Origin of the sequence: Mucilaginibacter sp. (assembly GCF_965277465.1) — a bacterium.
GTDB lineage: Bacteria > Bacteroidota > Bacteroidia > Sphingobacteriales > Sphingobacteriaceae > Mucilaginibacter.
This window is the reverse complement of record NZ_CBDICW010000001.1, coordinates 1,041,304-1,059,335: the sequence shown is the minus strand read 5'-3', so window position 1 is coordinate 1,059,335 and position 18,032 is coordinate 1,041,304. Positions and strand designations below refer to the sequence as shown.

Below are 18,032 nucleotides of genomic sequence, written 5' to 3'. Positions count from 1 at the left end.
TGGCTATGCCAGTTAAAATACGACTAATCCTATCAACTTTATTGCTTTTTGCCCTTTTGGGTACGGCATCGGCACAAACAAAACTTAAAACAGGTGTTTGGCGTGGCTTGTTAAAATCAACAACAGGCAGCGAGCTGCCCTTTAATTTTGAGGTAAAGGATGTTGCCGCCGGCCAGGAACTTGCTATTATTAACGGGGCCGAACATTATAAGGTACCCGATGTAAAAACCCAGGGCGATTCTGTTTTTGTGAAGATGCCACTATTTGATTCGGAATTCAGGCTTAAGCTTGATGGTGAAACTTTAACCGGGAACTGGATCAGGCATCTTGGCGATCATGATTCGGCCATGCCATTTACTGCTACTGCTAATACCGCTTACCGTTTTATAAAAGACCCGGAAACACCTGTTGCTAATGTAACCGGCCGATGGGCCGCTGTTTTTGGCGAAGGCACTGAAGGCCGCGATGAATTAGTTGGTGAGTTTAAACAGGCAGGCAATAAAGTAACCGGCACATTTTTAAGCACTACCGGCGATTACCGCTATTTAGAAGGAACAGTATCGGGCAATAAATTATATCTGTCCTGCTTTGATGGCTGCCATGCCTTTTTATTTAAGGCGACCATAAACAATGACAAAACTCTAAGCGATGGTACACTTAACAGCGGTTTATCAGGCTTTGAAAAGTGGACCGCCGTTAAAAACGAAAATGCTAAACTACCGGATGCTTACTCGCTTACCGCGTTAAAACCGGGATATAAGAAAATAGATTTCACGTTTAAGGATCTGAATGGGAACAATGTTTCTTTAAGCGACCCGCAGTATAAAAACAAAGTGGTTATTGTACAGATATTAGGCTCATGGTGCCCAAACTGTATGGACGAAACCGCATTTATGATCAACAACTATTACAAAAAATACCATACCAAAGGTGTTGAAGTAATTGGCCTTGCTTATGAGCGCACTACTGATTTTGCAAAATCACAAAAAACAGTTCAGCAGTTAAAAGATCATTTTAATGTACCTTACCCTTTGTTAATAACCGGCTTTACACCAGCAAGCGGTCAGCCGCAAAAAAGCCTGCCAATGCTGGCTGATTTTAAAGGTTTCCCTACCACAATTGTTATTGATAAAAAAGGCGATGTGCGTAAAATTCATACCGGCTTTAGCGGCCCCGGCACAGGCGAACACTATACCGAATTTATTGAAGAATTTGATAAACTTACAGACAACCTGTTAGCTGAAAAATAAGAAATCATAAAGCGGAGCGATCATTGGCTACGGCGCTTTGTCGCCCGCTTTTACTATTAACCCGTTATCGGGTACCCATTTATCGTATTCTATAGCTTCAGCAACGCCTTTTGCATAAGGCCTGCCGCGCAGCTTTTCAACCAGGTGCAATGCGCCATCCATCCCGGCAGAAATGCCTGCGGTAGTGATCACATTACCATTATCAACAAAACGGGTATTGGCTAAAACCCTTGTTTTTGGATAGGCCTTTTGCAGGTTATCAATCTGTTTATGGTAGGTAGTTGCTGTCAGGTTATCCAAAAGACCCGCCTTGCCTAAAATAAACGCGCCTGTACATACCGATAAATAATATTGCGTATTGGTTTTGTGTGATTGGATCCATGCAATTACAGCCGGATCATTATTTGTTGGTTCAGTTGGGCCGCCAAAAACAACCAATACATCGCAAGCAGGCGCATCGGCTATGCTATAATCAGCAATAAGGGATACCAACCCTTGCGACCGGATCTTTTCTTTTGTTTTTGATACCGTAAATACTTTAAATCCCGCGGCAGAAAATACTTCCATCGGCCCGGCAAAGTCGAGCACCTCAACACCATCCTGTAAGTAAAAACAAACCTTTACGGGCTTTAACGCAATTTGCTTTTTAAAATCGCTCAGAGTCATTTTGATCAGCTGCATATTGCAATGCGGGCAGATCCCCGGTTTATCAAACTGTAAATTATCACAACTGCCGCCGCAGGGTCCGCATACATAAACTATTGAATCCGTTTGTACCGATGGCTCTGCCGCTAAAATACCCGAACAAGCCACTATCAGCAATAAAAGCAGGCAGATCTTTTTCATGGGGGTTGGTTTATAGTGTAAATATATTAATAGTACAGACGATAATCAGCACTGATTGTTACAGCGAAATAACCATCTAAAATTACAGAACTAATTGAAGCAGGGTGAATTACCCAATAAAATACCGTGTTTTTACCCTGAGCAATAGCCGCATATTTAACTAATTTTAATAAACTAAACCTTTAAAACAATGGAAACTCCTTACGTACAGGCACTTGTAAAGCTTGCAAACAGCCAATACCTAACCTATAAAGATCATGTAGAAACTGACCCGGTACTCTCGGCCCAGATCAAAGTTTACTGGGACGACCTGGGCTTTCCCTTCCCGGGTGTTCAAACGGCATGGTCGGCAGTGTTTGTTTCCTGGTGCATTAAAACAACTGGCGCTACCCGGGCCGAATTTCATTTTAGTGATGCCCATTCTGAATTTGTTTTCTTCGCCATAAAAAACAGGAAAGCCGGTATTGGTGTATTTCAGGCTTATGATTTTAATGAAGTAGTGCCCGAATTAGGTGATATACTGCAAAACAACCGCAATGGTAATAAATACAATTATGCTTATGCCAGCGCGCACAGCGAATATCTTTCGCACTCGGCCATTGTGGTTAAGAAAGGAGCCGATGCACAGGGCCCTTATTTGATAACCGTGGGCGGTAACGAGTCAAACTCCATCCGCACAAAAAGAATAGCTTTAAGTGCCGACGGAAAGATCCTGCCACGTGTAGACTCACCGTTTATCAGCCTGATAAAAGATTCTAAGTAAATCAAAAAGCCCCGCCAGTTTTTAATACCGGCAGGGCTTTGAATATTGTTATTATGATTATTTAAGTTTAGCCAATGCTGCTTTGATGCGTGGGGTAAGCTGCTGCATATCTTCCAGCGTGCTTGCACCAACCGATGCCCTGAACCAGTTAATATCATCGCCTGTACCAAAGGCCGAGAACGGAACAAAGGCAACCTTTGCTTCTTTAATTAAATAAAAGTTTATATCTGCCGATGTTTTCAGCACGGTTCCATCAGGTGTGGTTTTGCCGGTATAATCTATTTTAATAGTAAGGTAAATAGCACCCATCGGTTCAATGGCATCTACACTAAACCCTTCGGTTTTTAATTGCTGAAAGCCCTGGTAAAGGGTATTTAAGCTATTTTGAATATTGCCTTTTAAAGTAGTAAGGTAGCTGTTTACAAAATTATCTTGCTTTAAATATTTTGCCATAGCAACCTGCTCTGCCTTTGGCGACCATGCCCCCATGTGGCCAACTATAGCTTTCATGTGGCTCACTACAGCGGTTGGGCCAAAGCCCCAGCCTACACGTACGCCGGTAGCTGCAAAACATTTTGAGGCACCATCAACAAAAATGGTTACATCCTTTAACTCGGGGCGCAGGCTAACCGGGTTAAAATGCTCATGATGGCCAAATGTTAATTGCGAATAGATCTGATCGTATAAAAGGTAAAGCGGTTTTTCGCCTGCTTTACGGGTTTTGTTTTCAGCAATCACTAAATCACAAATCTCTTCCAGGTCCTTTTTAGTGAACATGGTACCTGTAGGGTTAAGCGGCGAACATAAAGCTAATAAAGCAGCACCTTTTAAATGCGGCGCAAGCTCATCTGCCGTAGGCATAAAATTATTTTCGGGGCGCGTTGGTATAATCACCGCTTCGGCCTTTAACAGATCGCAATAGTGATTATTGTTCCATGATGGTGCAGGGAAAACAACCTTGTCTCCCGGATCAACAACTGCTAAATAGATAGAATAGATCAATGGTCTTGAACCACCCGAGATCAGGATCTGATTAGGCGCATATTCCAGATCAAACCTTTCTTTGATAAATGCGGATATACTTTCGCGCAGGTTCAGCATCCCATCCGCAGGCGGATAATTGGTTTGATTATCATTATAAGCATCAATAATGCCTTGTTTCAGTTCGGCAGGGATAGGATAAATATTAGAGTCGAAATCGCCGATGGTTAAATTGGCAATATTTTGTCCTTGTCTTTTTAATTCGTTGATCTCGCCAGCAATTTTAATAATTTCGGAGCCGTGCAGATTTTGGGCTAATGAAGAAACGCTCATAACAGAAGTACGATTTGATGTGCAAATTTTGTTGTGCAAATGTACTTTTTTGAGCCGAAAGCAGAAAGGCAAAAGGAGAAAGGTTTTGCCGCGCTTTTGAGTTGCATAAAAACACGGTAATTCTACTACCTTAATTTTAACTTCTGTTTTTCAGCTCTCTAATTTGGCGGTATGCTTGACTGTTTAATAGCTGATAAACCCTGCTCTATACAGGCATTTACCTTTTTTGAACGCTTGTTTCTTTGCAGGCAAGTACCTAATTTTGCGCCTCAATAATTTGTTATGTCAAAAGCATCCGAAATAAAAAGTGGTAACATTATTCGTTTCAATGGCGAGTTGTTACAGGTTGAAGAATTTTTGCACCGTACACCAGGTAACTTACGCGCATTTTACCAGGCACGTATGCGTAACGTAAAATCGGGAAAGTTGGTTGAGTACCGTTTCCGTACAGACGAGGATGTGAGCATTGCCCGCGTTGAAACTAACAACTACCAATATCTTTATGAAGATAGTGGCTCGTTGGTGGTGATGGATAATACTACTTTCGATCAGCATAATATCCCAAAAACATTATTTGGTGCCGCTGTGAAATTTTTAAAAGAAGGCATGAATGTTATTGTGGCCTTTGAAAGCGAAGAACCTATTATGGGTTCTATACCCGGCTCTGCCGAGTTAGAGATCACCTACACCGAACCTGCCGTAAAGGGCGATACTTCAACCGGTGCAATGAAAAATGCTACCGTTGAAACCGGTGCCGAAATAAAAGTGCCCCTGTTTATCAATATAGGCGATAAGGTAAAAGTTGATACCGCTACTGGCAGCTATGTTGAGCGTGTAAAAGCTTAATGTTTGCCCTGTAAAAGATTAATATATCCTTAAAAAGCCTTCGGAAACGAGGGCTTTTTTGTTTCTTAGTTCGCATGCATAAATAATCCCTAAAACGCCAGCTCCAGCAATACCGGGCAATGGTCTGAATGCCTTGCTTCGGGGAGGATTGCGGCCCGTTTAATATTTTGCTCGAGCGTGGCAGTTGCCATGTTATAATCAATTCGCCAGCCCAGGTTCTTCGCGCGTGCATTGGCTCGGAAACTCCACCACGAATAGTTATGTGGTTCTTTGTTCAGGTGCCGGAAGGTATCGATATAACCCGAACCTATAAACTTATCCATCCATTCGCGCTCTTCGGGCAAAAAGCCTGATGAGTTGGCGTTTGATTTTGGGTTATGAATATCAATAGGTTTATGGCAGATGTTATAATCGCCGGATACCACCAGCTTTGGGCATTGCGATTGCAGCAGTTCTAAATAAAGACCAAACTCATCTAAAAAACGATATTTAAAGGCCTGCCTGTCATCGCCGCTTGAGCCCGATGGGAAATAAGCGCTCATTACCGAAACCTCATCAAAATCAACCCGGATATTACGGCCCTCGCGGTCAAAATCGCTGATACCACAGCCATACTCTACATGCTTAGGCGTTTGCTTGGTGAATATGGCAGTACCGCTGTATCCCTTTTTCTCTGCCGGAAACCAGTAATGCTCATAACCCAGATCTTCAATCAGATTTAATTCTGATACCACGTCAGGGCTGGCCTTAATTTCCTGTAAGCAAACCACATCGGCATCAGTAGCCTGCAGCCATGCCAGCCAGTTTTTACTAATTGCAGAGCGGATACCGTTAACGTTATAAGTTATGATCTTCATTTGTTGTATGTCGGAGTGTGGGGATTATTAATTATTTACTTTTGGAAACAGGATCTTATCCAACTGTTTACACTCCTTTTTGCTTAGCAATTCAACCGTCATGGGTACATCGCTCAAGGGGCGGTCGTTCTTGTCTTTTTTAACGGCGGCAATCCGGTCAACCATATCAATACCGCTTACCACTTCACCATACACGGTGTAGTTCTGATCAAGGTGCGGTGCACCTCCAACAGATTTATAATACTCCCTTTCCCAAGCGGGGATTTTGTGCCCTTTCAAACGCGTGTTTTCCAGCGTATCCATTTTACCATCTGTAAACCGTTTACCCTCTACAATATAAAACTGGCAACCGCTTGATGCCTTTGCAGGGTTATCATCCCGCGCAGCGGCAAGTACACCGCGTTTATGAAAAAGACTATCCCTGAATTCTGCCGGAACAGTGTAACCTACATCGCCATTACCTAATTCAGCACCAGGAGCTGTTTTTTTTGGATCCTTTGAATCCGGATCGCCACCCTGGATCATAAAATTCTGGATAACCCGGTGAAACATGGTGCCATTATAAAAGCCCTTTTTAGTCAGCTTGATAAAATTATCACGGTGCTTGGGTGTTTCGTTATACAAGCGGATAATGCAATCGCCATAACTGGTACGGATGCGCACATATTGATTTTTAGGCCCTTTAGCAAAGGCTGTTGCAATAACAAATACAATAAGTAAAGTGGTAAAAAGTCTTTTCATATTTATATACAGTTTAAGGCTATTTAATTATTCGGCACTGTCAATCATTCCCAGTTCCTCAAAATAATCAATTATTAATGATTTGAGTACCATTTCCTGTTCAAGTATGGTATAGTTAGGGATTACGCCAACCCGTTTCCAATGCGGCCAGCCATCCTGGTCAAGCCCTTCCAGCTCATAAAACCCCATCATGCTAAACAACTTGCAGTTGGCAATATGCATCAGCTCTTCCTTTTGGCGCTTGCTGAACTTACGTGGCCCCTGGCCAAGTTCCTGCACACCAATTAAAAACAGCATCACCTTTATATCCGGTTTTTCGTTATCAAACTCATCAGCAATGCGCTGCTGTAATATGTTCCATTTTAAATTTACTTCAGCAGGTTTCATAAGGGCAAATATAGTTCATTGCTTTATTAGTTCATTGCCCCATTAATACCATAAACAGGTAAGATTTTGACTGATAAGCATTTCTGTTTTTTATAATAGCACCTTGCATCAACCCTAAAAGCTAACAATATTGTTACGCGGCTCCCCAATTTGTAGCCGTTAATTAATTACCTTTGCATCATTGTTGCAAAAAGGCAGTAACTGATTTGAAAAGGAGTACATATCAAATTATCTCTTCGTGGATATTATTGATCTGCTTTGTAGCGGGCCAATACATGGTATATGCCCACCAGCATAATATTACTGCCAGCACGGGTAAGGTTATCCGCATAACTCAAAACTCATCGCACCAAACTGTTTCTGAAAAATGTGCCCTTTGCGATGCCATGCACCATACAGCAATGGTTGCCGCCAGTAATGTTTATTTTACGGCAACAGTAGTTGCCAATCACGTTTTCAGAACCTTTGAATATAAATTTACAAGCATCCAGCTTGTACTTGCCAGCGGGCGCGCCCCACCTGTTCCATTTTATTTTGTGTAACCATAAGAGTTTAAAGCACTTTTATGCGTTAGTACTGAAAAGATAATTTACTGTAAAAGTAATTTATGCAGTAAAAAATTGTCAAAGGGGTATGGTTTTATAGAGCCATTGCTCTCAAATTGAAAATTACAGCTATTAAAGCCACCATGAAACTCAACATAAAAACACTATTTATACTCAGCTTATTTTTATTTACAGCTGCTGTCACGCGTGCAAAAGGCAAATTAAAACCACCTGTAGAAGCGGGCAGTTTAACCGGAACAGTTACAGACAAAGCCGATGGCAAACCAATTATTGGTGCATCGGTAAATATTCCTGATATACATAGCGGTTCAATAACCGATGTAAACGGACATTTCAGCATCGCTAATTTGCCCAAAGGTATTTACCTGGTTCAGGTTAGTTATTTAGGTTATGCCACCTTTAACCAGCGGGTTGAACTGACTAAAACCAATGTGCTTAATATCCAGCTACAGTCGTCGGCCATTGAATCCGGCGAGGTGGTTATTACCGGGGTTAGTAAAGCCACCGAAATAAAAAGGGACCCGGTACCGATGACTGCCGTAAGCAAAACTTATATTGACCAGCGTTCGGCATCAGGCAATGTGATTGATGAAATTGCCAACCTGCCCGGTATAAGCGCTGTAACTACCGGACCAAACATTTCTAAACCCTTTATACATGGCTTAGGCTACAACCGCGTTGTTACCTTACAGGATGGCATTCGCCAGGAAGGCCAGCAATGGGGCGATGAGCATGGTATTGAAATTGACCAAAACTCAATCGACCGGATTGAGATCATAAAAGGCCCTGCAAGTTTAACTTATGGGTCGGATGCTATTGGTGGGGTTATTAACCTTATATCGCCGCCGCCGGTTCCTCAGGGTACTATTTCAGGTTCGGTAACGGGCAACTATGGCACCAACAATGGTTTGCTAAATGGATCGTTCCGTTTGCAGGGTAACAATAACGGGCTGGTATGGGGAACTATCCTATCGGCCAAAGAAGCAAAGGATTATCAGAACGAGCACGACGGCCGTGTTTATGCAACCAATTTTCACGAAAAGGATGCAAGGGCAATGGTTGGTTTAAATAAATCATGGGGATACTCGTATTTAAATGCCTCTATATTTGACGATCTGCAAGCTATTCCTGATGGCAGCCGTGATTCGGCAACCCGCCGCTTCACCAAACAGATCAGTGAGAATGATGCGTTCAGAACCATAGTGCCCAACTCCGAGTTAAACTCATACGGTATTCCTGATCTGCACCAGCACGTACAGCTTTATCGTATATACGATAACAGCAGCTTTAATTTAGGCAGCGGCAACCTGATTGTTAACTTAGGTTACCAATACAGCCACCGCCGCGAATACACCCATCCAACCCAACCTGAAACTGCCGGTTTAAACCTGCACCTATCTACCTATACTTACGATGTTAAGTACAACTTTAACTTAGGTAAAGATTACGAAACCACGTTTGGGGTTAACGGCCAGTACCAGAACAACACCATTGGCGATGCAACAGATTTCCCTATCCCTGCTTATCACCAGTTTGATGCCGGGCCGTTCTTTGTAGTCAAAAAAACCTTCGGTAAGTTAGATCTATCGGGCGGTGCCAGGTATGATGTGCGTTCGTTCCACGGGCAGGCTGCTTATATCGATACCACCAATGCTGCGTTCCCATCCTTATATACAGGCTCAAACCCGGGCAGCGCACCCAATGTTTACTCGCAGTTTACCGCTTTAAATAAAACATTTTCGGGCTTTTCAGGAAGCTTTGGCGGTACCTATAACTTTAGCGATAAGTTTTTACTGAAAGCGAATATTGCACGTGGTTTCAGGGCGCCAAGTATTGCCGAACTATCAGCTAATGGCCCTGACCCTGGCTCGCAGATCTACCACGTAGGTAACAGCAGCTTTAAACCCGAGTTTAGCGTACAGGAAGATTTAGGCGCCTTTTTAACCCTGCCTAATGTATCCTTCAGTTTTGATGTATTTAACAATAACATCCAGAACTATATATACCAGCAGGAAGTTTTAAACACCGATGGTTCTCCGGCTCACAACCCGACCTATCCATCGTATGAATTGTTTACTTATACCCAAAGCAAGGCCCGCATCAGCGGCGGTGAATTAGGGATTGATATTCACCCAATATCATGGCTGCACTTTGAAAACGAGGCAACACTTACCTACGGCACCAACTTAGGTAACGGCGGCCCGGTTGCTGACAGCCTGAAACACTTACCCTTCATCCCTCCGTTGCATACCCACTCCGAATTGCGTGCAAACTTTAACAAAGGGTTCGGCTCATTAAAAAGTGTTTATGGTTTTATCGGGTTTGATCATTTTGGTGCGCAAAACCGTTTCTTCTCGGCCTATGGCACAGAAACCTATACTGCGGGTTATAACCTGTTAAGTGCAGGCTTAGGTGGCAACCTGGTAAACAAGGCCGGTAAAACGGTTATTAAGCTATTTATAGAAGGAACCAACCTTGCCAATGTTAACTATCAATCAAACATGAGCAGACTTAAATATTTTGATAATCCAACTATACCGGCAGGTGTACAGCCCGGTATATTTAATATGGGCCGCAATGTAAGCTTTAAAGTGGTTGTGCCTTTTGATCTGTCGCAACACGTCAAATCATAATTTGTATATAAAAACGAATAAAAAAAGTCCTGCTTTAACCGGCAGGACTTTTTGTTTTATATCGACTTGGCTAACCTAAACTTAAGCGGCTGATTGCTTGCGCATGCTGTTCACTATACGCTCGCGATGCTGCATCCCCCAGTTCCTTAATTCATTTACCACACTATCTAACGACCGGCTATAGGGTGTTAATTCATAAACGATAGTAACCGGTGTGGTAGCAAATACCTTGCGGGTAACAAATTCGTTCAGTTCCAGTTCGCGTAATTCTTTTGATAATATCTTTGGGGTAATACCATCCAGCGAACGCTGAATATCATTAAACCGCATGCCACCGTTTGATAAGGATACAATTAATGGCAGTTTCCACTTACCGTTTAACACATACAGCGCGTCCCTTACTGCTGATACACTTGCCTTGCAAGCCTCCGGTGTATGTGTTTTATCGTTCCCAAAATGTGATTCCATTGTGTAAATGTAGCGTACTATCCTAAAAGATACCACTATCCTTTGGGATAGTACTATTCTTTTGATAGTAAAGGTAATTATATTTGTATCAAGAAAAGAAGAAATATGAAAGCTATTAAAATCACTTACTGGGTTACTACAGCCATAGTTGGAATAATGATGACCTATTCTGCCTATGCCTATTTAACGCAGCCCGCAATGGCACAGGCATTTCAGCATTTAGGTTATCCTGATTATTTCAGGCAGGAACTTGCCTTTATGAAACTGGCAGGTGTGGTACTATTGTTAACACCATTAAAATCACAGATCAAGGAATGGGGTTATGCTGGTTTTACCATTGTATTTATCTCGGCCTTTATCGCACACTCCGCCTCCGGCGATCCTGTTTCTGTACGGATAATGCCGCTCATATTTTTGGTTTTGTTAGCCGTATCGTACTATACCTACCATAAACTCAAAAAAGCTATATAACAAAGAAGTTGTTAACCCGGGAGTATTAGCACCCGGGTTAGCGGCATCATAATCTCCTCATTAACGGTTATCTTTGCCGTATGAATTTTATTTCTTCCTTCTGCTCACTTCAAAACTGCCAGTTATGAGGGTAATGGCTTTTGATTATGGCACCAAACGCATAGGTATTGCTGTTACCGACCCAATGCAGATCATTGCAACAGGGTTGGATACCATACACCCGAACCAAATCCTGGAATACCTTAAAAAATACCTGCAAACCGAGCAGGTAGAACGTTTTATTGTAGGCGAACCCAAGCAAATGGATAATACGCCATCACAATCAGCCATTCATGTTAAAGGATTTGTGAACCTGCTTAAAAAAACCTTTCCCGAAATACCTGTCCAAATGCTGGATGAACGTTTCACATCAAAAATGGCATCCGCTGTTATAGCCCAAAGCGGCATGAACAAAAAACACCGTCAGAATAAAGAATTGGTTGATACCATTTCGGCAGTGATCCTGCTGCAATCGTGGATGTCAATGGGTGATTTCAGATGATTTAAAGGCCTCACCTAAATCCTCTCCTTTGGAGAGGACTTTAAAAGATTGATGGATAAACCCCTACCTACTCCTTTCCCGTGTAAGGAATAGCACAAGGCCGCGCTTGAAAAAGCCTCACCTAATCCTCTCCAAAGGAGAGGACTTGAAAAGCTTTGTTTAATAAAATCCAAAACGGGTAAAGGCCTGTCAGAAAAGCGGGCCTGGGAGTATGGCCTGCAGCCGGGAAGCTTTTTTCTGACTTGATCTTTGGTTAATTCCATCTAAGGGAAAGTGACTAAGCCCCCGCGGCTATGAGCGGAACGGTGCCCCTCATCTACCATAAATTATATTCACTATAAACACGACCCCTCCTTTCCCCAGGAAGGAATCGCACAAAGCTTTAATTTTGAGCAAATCCTTTAAATATATCCCTACAAATCAATTAGTTAAATAAAATCTTAGTCAAAAAAATAGCCAAATTCCATAATCATTAAAACCAACAGTGTATCTTTGCCGCATGGAAATCCTCCCCCATAACCTGCAGGAGTACCTTGATGAGCATTGCGAACCGGAGCCGGAATTGCTAAAATCCATCAACAGGGAAACCTATTTAAAGGTGCTAAAGCCACACATGCTTTCGGGCCATTACCAGGGTAGGGTGCTTAGTTTTATAAGCAAAATGATGCAGCCGAAACTCATTTTAGAGATAGGCACATTTACCGGATACGCCACTATTTGCCTTGCCGAAGGCTTAACCGAAGATGGAACTATCCACACCATTGAAGTTAACCGCGAACTGGAAGAAATGCTTTCTTCACATTTTGAATCAACAAATGTTAGCAAAAAAATAAAGCTTCATTTTGGGCAAGCAGAACAAATAATAGGCACTTTGCCGTATAACGACTTCGATATAGTGTTTATCGATGCGGATAAAAAGAATAATTATACTTACTTTGAACTCGTATTGGACAAAGTAAGGTCCGGAGGATTAATAATAATTGATAATGTTTTGTGGAAAGGGAAAGTGTTTGGCGAAGAAAAAGATGCCGATACACAACTTATCCGCAAACTAAATGACAGTATAGCTGTTGACACGAGGGTTGAAAAACTGATCCTTCCTGTCCGCGACGGCTTGATGATCATCCGAAAAAAGTAAATTATGAAGAAACTCTTATTGTTTGTTACAATGCTGACACCTGCCCTAATGGTATCGGCACAAAAAAATACCCCACAATCTTATATAGATCAGTTTAAGGACGACGCCATCCGCATAATGCACGAAACCGGTGTACCCGCAAGTATAGTTTTAGGTGTTGCCATGCATGAGTCGGGTTGTGGAAACAGCCAGCTGGCACAAAATTTAAACAACCAGTTTGGTGTTAAAGGGGGCTCAGGCGCGGTTTATTATCACCATAAAAAGAAGGTACACTCATCATACAAACGCTACCAGTCGGTATTTGATTCTTTCCAGGATTTTGCCCGAATCATGACGGAGCGTCGCGAGTTTAGCGGACTAACCGAAGCTTTCAGCCATTTTGATTATGCAGGCTGGGCACATGGCATACAAAAACGCGGTTATGCCAGCAGCCATAAATGGTCGGCACAGGTGCTTGGGTTGATTAAAAAATATCAGCTATATAACTTTGATGAAAATCCTGCCGCCAGCCAGGATGAGGACGAGATAGCTCAAAATAACTAAGTATTTTAACTTTAATATTTAAAGCGGCATTTAACTTGCCGCTTTTTTTGTGCCGTAAACTTTTTACAGGCTTTCGCACACAAACCCGCCACCTGTTCTTATCCTATCCACCTGTGTAACAAATCTATGATGAACCTTAGCGGGGCTGCCGTATAGCTGAATGTTTTTTATATTAGTAAAAACTATTTTTCAGCTCTAAAATGCCATTCTGAAAAAACCGGGATGGCCGTTTTTTTAATACTCAAACCATAACAAATGAAAAAACTTTTACTTTTTTGTTTCGTGCTGCTCACTGCCCGGCTAAGCCGCGCGCAGGAAACTTTCCCGGTCAATGGACCCTGGGATGTTCGTCCGGGGCAGTACGCATTCACCAATGCCAACATTGTTATTAGTTCCGATCAAACTATAACAAACGGCACATTACTAATTAAAGACCGCCAGATAGAAGCCGTAGGCGCCGATGTTAAGATCCCGAAAGGCTATGTAACCGTAGATTTAAAAGGGAAATATATTTACCCTGCATTAATTGATGCCTATACTACTTATGGTATCCCCGAGGCTGCAAGGCAATCATTTCCGGGTGGCGGATTTGGCCGCATGGCGGTTTATACCTCTACCAAACCAGGTGCCTATAACTGGAACGAAGCTATTAAGCCTGAAATGAATGCAAAGGCGGTTTTTCATGCTGATGCCTCAAAGGCCGAAGATTTGAAGAAAAACGGTTTCGGAGCAGTGCAAACCCTGATCCGCGATGGTATTGCTCGTGGAACATCGGCAGTAGTTACCTTAGGTGATGAGCGCGATAACGAAGTAATGCTGAACAGCGAAGCTGCGGCTAACTACTCTTTTAGCAAAGGCACTGCGGCAACAAATTATCCATCATCATTAATGGGGAGCATCGCCTTACTGCGCCAAACTTATTATGATGCGCAGTGGTACAAAAATCAAAAGGAAGAATACAACATCTCGTTAGATGAGTTTAACAGGATACAGGGCATCCCGCAAATATTTGAAACCGGCGATCCGCTAAGCGTACTGCGCGCCAACAAAATTGGTAAAGAGTTTGGCAAACAATATATTTTTAAAACCGATGGGCAGGAGTACCGCCGCATTGATGCCATAAAGGCAACCGGCGGCAGCTTTATTATCCCGCTTACCTTCCCCGAGGCTTTTGATGTGGAGGATCCGTTGGATGCCCGCAACGTAACTTACGAGCAAATGAAAGATTGGGAACTGGCACCAACCAACCCAGCAGTAATGGAAAAAGCAGGTATTAAATTTGCCATCACCTCATTCGGCCTGCAAAAGGCCGGTGATTTCTGGACCAACCTGCGCACCGCTATTGATAATGGTCTGAGCGAAAAGCAGGCATTAAATTCATTAACCGTTATCCCTGCCGAAATGCTGGGCGTTTCCGATAAAGTAGGTACGCTTGATAAAGGTAAAATGGCCAACTTTATCATCACTTCAGATAACATCTTTAAAAAAGACAATGTTATTTATGAGAACTGGGTTGAAGGGCACCAGTTTGTTGTGAGCCGTATGGACGTAACGGATCTGCGCGGAAACTATAATTTTACCAGTGATGCCTTAGCCAATGTATCCCTTAAAATAGGTGGCACACCCGGCGCATACGAGGTAAATATTGAACGCAACGATGCCGACAGTGCACGCGCCAAAGGAACCATTACCCGCACAGGTGATATGGTGAGTATTTATTTCGACCTTAAAAACAAGCCGAGCGGCAACATCCGTTTAAACGGGTATATCACTAAAGTATCGCCCCTTACCATCCGCGGAAGCGGGATATTGTCTGATGGTACCGAGATAAAATGGACGGCTACCTATGCCAGTGCGGCAGCAGCACAGCCAGCCAAACGCGAGCAGCCTAAGCCGGCCTTAACTTATGGCCCGGTTATTTATCCTTTTACTGCTTATGGCAATGCCGAGCATCCAAAGGCCGAAACTGTATTGTTTAAGAACGCTACCGTTTGGACCAACGAAAAGGACGGTATTTTACAAAATGCCGATGTACTGATAGAGAACGGCAAAATAAAAGCAGTGGGCAAGGGCCTTGCCGCCGCCGGTGCTAAAGTTATTGATGCAACGGGCAAGCACCTGTCACCGGGGATTGTTGACGAGCACTCGCACATTGCAGGCTCGGGCAGTATTAACGAAGGTACACAGGCCGTTAGTGCCGAGGTTAGGATAGCCGATATTTTAAACTCCGAAGATATTAACCTGTACCGCCAGTTGGCTGGTGGGGTTACTACCTCACATATTCTGCATGGTTCTGCAAACCCTATTGGCGGGCAAACCCAACTAATTAAACACCGCTGGGGTGTACTGCCTGACGAAATGAAGTTTGAAGGATCAGACGGGTTCATCAAATTTGCATTGGGCGAAAACGTAAAGGGCAGCAACAACGGCCCATCAAACGGTGCAGCACGCTACCCGCAAACGCGCATGGGTGTTGAGCAGGTTTATATTGATGAGTTTACCCGCGCCAAAGAATATAAAGCAGCTCGCGCCGTAAAAGGCAACAACGTGCGCCGCGACCTGGAGCTGGATGCCATTGTAGAGATATTGGATAATAAAAGGTTTATCACCTGCCACTCCTACGTACAATCAGAGATCAATATGCTGATACACGTGGCCGATTCAATGGGCTTTAAGATCAATACGTTCACCCACATTTTAGAAGGTTACAAAGTGGCTGATAAAATGAAGGCACACGGTATTGCAGGCTCAACCTTTTCTGATTGGTGGGCCTACAAAAGCGAAGTTTCGGAAGCTATCCCATACAATGGTATGCTGATGCATGATGTGGGTGTGAACGTTGCCTTTAACTCCGACGATGAAGAAATGGCACGCCGCCTTAACCAGGAAGCCGGTAAAGCAGTTGCTTATGGCCACATGAGCGAAGAAGACGCCTTAAAATTAGTTACCCTTAACCCTGCAAAAATGCTGCATGTTGATAAACGAGTAGGCAGTATTAAAGTGGGTAAAGATGCCGATTTAGTGCTTTGGTCTGCCGACCCGTTATCAATTTACGCCGTTGCCGAAAAAACTTATGTAGATGGTATTCCATACTGGGATATTGATAAGGATGCGGCCAACCAAAAAGCAATGAAGGCTGATGAAGCAAGGCTTATTCAAAAAATGATTGCTGCTAAAAATAAGGGAGCTGTTACCCAAAGGCCACAAGGCCGTCGGCCGCGCATGGACGAAGAATCTGGCGAGGATGACGAATTTGTAGTTGGCGATGGTAATACAGCAACGCAAACCAAAACCTCACAAACAGCTAATCATCAATAATCCTTAACTGATCAACAATATGAACAAGATATTTTTAATTTTTGGAGGATTATTGCTAAGCACCATCCTCACTTATGGCCAGGCAAATATTTCGCCAGCCAAAGCACAATCAAAACCTATAGTTATCAGCGGTGGCACTATTCACATTGGTAATGGGCAGGTAATTAATAATGGTTACATCGCTTTTGATAAAGGTAAAATAACAGCCATTGGCACGGGCGCAGCCCCTGCAAACGCAGGGGCCGATGTTATTGACGCAACAGGCAAGCAAATTTACCCCGGCTTTATTTGCCCGGTAACTACCCTTGGCCTGATTGAAATTGAAGAAGGCGCAAGAGGTACTGTTGACGATGAAGAAACTGGCGAACTAAACCCGGATGCCCGCTCGATAGTTGCGTTTAATACGGACTCTAAGGTTATCCCAACCGTACGTTCAAATGGCATCCTGATGGCGCAGCCAACGCCAACCGGAGGAATTATTGCAGGACAATCGTCAGTAGTAATGCTTGATGCCTGGAATTGGGAAGATGCCGCCTATAAAATGGATATGGCCATCCACATGACCTGGCCAGTTGCCCGTGCTAATGGCCGCAGAAGAGCCCCAACCCCGGGCGTTCCGCAGGAATCACCAGCCGAAAGGGCACAAAAAGCTATTGATGCCATTATAAATTTATTTACCCAGGCTAAAGCATACGCAGAGATAGCTAAGCCAGCGGTTACCAATATACGTTTTGAGGCAATGAAAGGCCTGTTTAACGGCAGCAAAAAACTATTTGTAAACGCCGAAGGCGCTAAAGAGATAGTACAGGCTGTTGATTTTGCTAAAAAATTCGGCATACAGGAAGTTATTGTTGGTGGCAATGAATCATACTTAGTTACCGAGGTGCTGAAAGAAAACAACGTACCCGTAATACTACGCGAAACACAAAGGCTGCCGGATAAAGACGAGGATGATGTTTACCTGCCTTACAAACTACCAAAAATGCTACAGGATGCGGGCGTAGTATACGGACTTACAGGCATAGGCTTTTGGCGCCAGCGTAACCTGCCCTTTGAGGCCGGCGAAGCAGTGGGCTACGGCTTAACCAAAGAACAAGCCATCTCCATGATAACCCTTAACAATGCAAAAATATTAGGGATTGATAAAACTGTCGGGACTTTAGAAGCTGGCAAGGACGCAACCTTATTTATATCAAAAGGCGATGCTTTGGATATGATCAGCATTGATGTGCAAACTGCATTTATACAGGGCCGCAACATTAACCTTGATAACTTACATAAACAACTGTACCGTAAATTTGCCGATAAATACGGTGTAAAAGCTAACCTGTAATTTTCGGCATCAGCACA

17 protein-coding genes are annotated in these 18,032 nt (G+C 43.3%); 11 read left to right on the top strand and 6 right to left on the bottom strand.

The annotated features are described in order from the left end of the window. The first annotated feature begins 5 nt into the window (after positions 1 to 5). The gene (locus tag ACQY4U_RS04840) at positions 6 to 1,250 is read left to right on the top strand and encodes a peroxiredoxin family protein (RefSeq protein WP_428328260.1); all 1,245 of its coding nucleotides are present in this window, start codon (positions 6 to 8) and stop codon (positions 1,248 to 1,250) included. A gap of 27 nt (positions 1,251 to 1,277) precedes the next feature. Here ACQY4U_RS04840 and ACQY4U_RS04835 read toward each other — a convergent pair whose 3' ends face one another. Continuing rightward, positions 1,278 to 2,096, bottom strand: a complete 819-nt coding sequence (locus tag ACQY4U_RS04835; protein ID WP_428328259.1) for a DJ-1/PfpI family protein — start codon at positions 2,094 to 2,096, stop codon at positions 1,278 to 1,280. Positions 2,097 to 2,286: 190 nt separating this feature from the next. On the opposite strand from ACQY4U_RS04835, the gene ACQY4U_RS04830 reads away from it, so the two are divergent. Beyond that, positions 2,287 to 2,859, top strand: coding sequence for a DUF2272 domain-containing protein (locus ACQY4U_RS04830; protein ID WP_428328258.1), 573 nt, complete (start codon positions 2,287 to 2,289; stop codon positions 2,857 to 2,859). A gap of 57 nt (positions 2,860 to 2,916) precedes the next feature. Here ACQY4U_RS04830 and ACQY4U_RS04825 read toward each other — a convergent pair whose 3' ends face one another. After that, positions 2,917 to 4,173, bottom strand: a complete 1,257-nt coding sequence (locus ACQY4U_RS04825) for a pyridoxal phosphate-dependent aminotransferase (RefSeq protein WP_428328257.1) — start codon at positions 4,171 to 4,173, stop codon at positions 2,917 to 2,919. Positions 4,174 to 4,455: 282 nt separating this feature from the next. On the opposite strand from ACQY4U_RS04825, the gene efp reads away from it, so the two are divergent. Beyond that, positions 4,456 to 5,019 (top strand): elongation factor P, encoded by a 564-nt coding sequence (gene efp, locus ACQY4U_RS04820; protein ID WP_428328256.1) that lies wholly within the window; start codon positions 4,456 to 4,458, stop codon positions 5,017 to 5,019. Between the two features lie 89 nt (positions 5,020 to 5,108). Here efp and ACQY4U_RS04815 read toward each other — a convergent pair whose 3' ends face one another. From ACQY4U_RS04815 to ACQY4U_RS04805, 3 genes are read right to left on the bottom strand one after another with little or no spacing between them, the layout of a single operon-like run. Next, positions 5,109 to 5,876 carry an exodeoxyribonuclease III gene (locus tag ACQY4U_RS04815; RefSeq protein WP_428328255.1) on the bottom strand — a complete coding sequence of 256 codons (768 nt, stop codon included), beginning with the start codon at positions 5,874 to 5,876 and terminating at the stop codon, positions 5,109 to 5,111. Between the two features lie 27 nt (positions 5,877 to 5,903). Beyond that, on the bottom strand, positions 5,904 to 6,617 hold the full coding sequence (locus ACQY4U_RS04810; RefSeq protein WP_428328254.1) for a peptidylprolyl isomerase: 714 nt from the start codon (positions 6,615 to 6,617) through the stop codon (positions 5,904 to 5,906). 27 nt (positions 6,618 to 6,644) lie between these two features. Next, positions 6,645 to 7,004, bottom strand: coding sequence for a hypothetical protein (locus ACQY4U_RS04805; protein ID WP_428328253.1), 360 nt, complete (start codon positions 7,002 to 7,004; stop codon positions 6,645 to 6,647). Positions 7,005 to 7,210: 206 nt separating this feature from the next. Between ACQY4U_RS04805 and ACQY4U_RS04800 the strand changes: the two genes are divergently transcribed. Both ACQY4U_RS04800 and ACQY4U_RS04795 read left to right on the top strand, forming a co-directional pair. Next, the gene (locus tag ACQY4U_RS04800) at positions 7,211 to 7,546 is read left to right on the top strand and encodes a hypothetical protein (protein WP_428328252.1); all 336 of its coding nucleotides are present in this window, start codon (positions 7,211 to 7,213) and stop codon (positions 7,544 to 7,546) included. Positions 7,547 to 7,692: 146 nt separating this feature from the next. Then, a complete protein-coding gene (locus ACQY4U_RS04795) occupies positions 7,693 to 10,203 on the top strand; it encodes a TonB-dependent receptor (RefSeq protein ID WP_428328251.1) in 2,511 nt (836 codons plus the stop codon). An 81-nt stretch (positions 10,204 to 10,284) separates the two neighbouring features. On the opposite strand, the gene ACQY4U_RS04790 is transcribed toward ACQY4U_RS04795, so the two are convergent. Beyond that, positions 10,285 to 10,671, bottom strand: coding sequence for a winged helix-turn-helix transcriptional regulator (locus ACQY4U_RS04790; protein ID WP_428328250.1), 387 nt, complete (start codon positions 10,669 to 10,671; stop codon positions 10,285 to 10,287). Positions 10,672 to 10,776: 105 nt separating this feature from the next. On the opposite strand from ACQY4U_RS04790, the gene ACQY4U_RS04785 reads away from it, so the two are divergent. From ACQY4U_RS04785 to ACQY4U_RS04760, 6 genes are all read left to right on the top strand, one after another. After that, positions 10,777 to 11,142 carry a DoxX family protein gene (locus ACQY4U_RS04785; protein ID WP_428328249.1) on the top strand — a complete coding sequence of 122 codons (366 nt, stop codon included), beginning with the start codon at positions 10,777 to 10,779 and terminating at the stop codon, positions 11,140 to 11,142. Between the two features lie 124 nt (positions 11,143 to 11,266). Then, complete coding sequence (gene ruvX / locus ACQY4U_RS04780; protein ID WP_428328248.1) at positions 11,267 to 11,683, top strand: Holliday junction resolvase RuvX; 417 nt, start codon at positions 11,267 to 11,269, stop codon at positions 11,681 to 11,683. 499 nt (positions 11,684 to 12,182) lie between these two features. Then, positions 12,183 to 12,821: an O-methyltransferase gene (locus ACQY4U_RS04775; RefSeq protein ID WP_428328247.1), complete on the top strand. Its 639-nt coding sequence runs from the start codon at positions 12,183 to 12,185 to the stop codon at positions 12,819 to 12,821. Positions 12,822 to 12,824: 3 nt separating this feature from the next. Continuing rightward, positions 12,825 to 13,364, top strand: a complete 540-nt coding sequence (locus ACQY4U_RS04770) for a glucosaminidase domain-containing protein (protein ID WP_428328246.1) — start codon at positions 12,825 to 12,827, stop codon at positions 13,362 to 13,364. A gap of 255 nt (positions 13,365 to 13,619) precedes the next feature. Further along, on the top strand, positions 13,620 to 16,682 hold the full coding sequence (locus ACQY4U_RS04765; RefSeq protein WP_428328245.1) for an amidohydrolase family protein: 3,063 nt from the start codon (positions 13,620 to 13,622) through the stop codon (positions 16,680 to 16,682). A gap of 19 nt (positions 16,683 to 16,701) precedes the next feature. Further along, positions 16,702 to 18,015, top strand: coding sequence for an amidohydrolase family protein (locus tag ACQY4U_RS04760; protein ID WP_428328244.1), 1,314 nt, complete (start codon positions 16,702 to 16,704; stop codon positions 18,013 to 18,015). The last annotated feature ends 17 nt before the right edge of the window (positions 18,016 to 18,032 follow it).

Coding starts and splice junctions, on each gene's coding strand:
- ACQY4U_RS04825 (WP_428328257.1), bottom strand. CDS start 4,173: ATGAGCGTTTCTTCATTAGCCCAAAATCTGCACGGCTCCGAAATTATT.
- ACQY4U_RS04785 (WP_428328249.1), top strand. CDS start 10,777: ATGAAAGCTATTAAAATCACTTACTGGGTTACTACAGCCATAGTTGGA.
- ruvX (WP_428328248.1), top strand. CDS start 11,267: ATGAGGGTAATGGCTTTTGATTATGGCACCAAACGCATAGGTATTGCT.
- ACQY4U_RS04770 (WP_428328246.1), top strand. CDS start 12,825: ATGAAGAAACTCTTATTGTTTGTTACAATGCTGACACCTGCCCTAATG.
- ACQY4U_RS04760 (WP_428328244.1), top strand. CDS start 16,702: ATGAACAAGATATTTTTAATTTTTGGAGGATTATTGCTAAGCACCATC.
- ACQY4U_RS04835 (WP_428328259.1), bottom strand. CDS start 2,096: ATGAAAAAGATCTGCCTGCTTTTATTGCTGATAGTGGCTTGTTCGGGT.
- ACQY4U_RS04815 (WP_428328255.1), bottom strand. CDS start 5,876: ATGAAGATCATAACTTATAACGTTAACGGTATCCGCTCTGCAATTAGT.
- efp (WP_428328256.1), top strand. CDS start 4,456: ATGTCAAAAGCATCCGAAATAAAAAGTGGTAACATTATTCGTTTCAAT.
- ACQY4U_RS04790 (WP_428328250.1), bottom strand. CDS start 10,671: ATGGAATCACATTTTGGGAACGATAAAACACATACACCGGAGGCTTGC.
- ACQY4U_RS04765 (WP_428328245.1), top strand. CDS start 13,620: ATGAAAAAACTTTTACTTTTTTGTTTCGTGCTGCTCACTGCCCGGCTA.
- ACQY4U_RS04795 (WP_428328251.1), top strand. CDS start 7,693: ATGAAACTCAACATAAAAACACTATTTATACTCAGCTTATTTTTATTT.
- ACQY4U_RS04840 (WP_428328260.1), top strand. CDS start 6: ATGCCAGTTAAAATACGACTAATCCTATCAACTTTATTGCTTTTTGCC.
- ACQY4U_RS04810 (WP_428328254.1), bottom strand. CDS start 6,617: ATGAAAAGACTTTTTACCACTTTACTTATTGTATTTGTTATTGCAACA.
- ACQY4U_RS04805 (WP_428328253.1), bottom strand. CDS start 7,004: ATGAAACCTGCTGAAGTAAATTTAAAATGGAACATATTACAGCAGCGC.
- ACQY4U_RS04830 (WP_428328258.1), top strand. CDS start 2,287: ATGGAAACTCCTTACGTACAGGCACTTGTAAAGCTTGCAAACAGCCAA.
- ACQY4U_RS04775 (WP_428328247.1), top strand. CDS start 12,183: ATGGAAATCCTCCCCCATAACCTGCAGGAGTACCTTGATGAGCATTGC.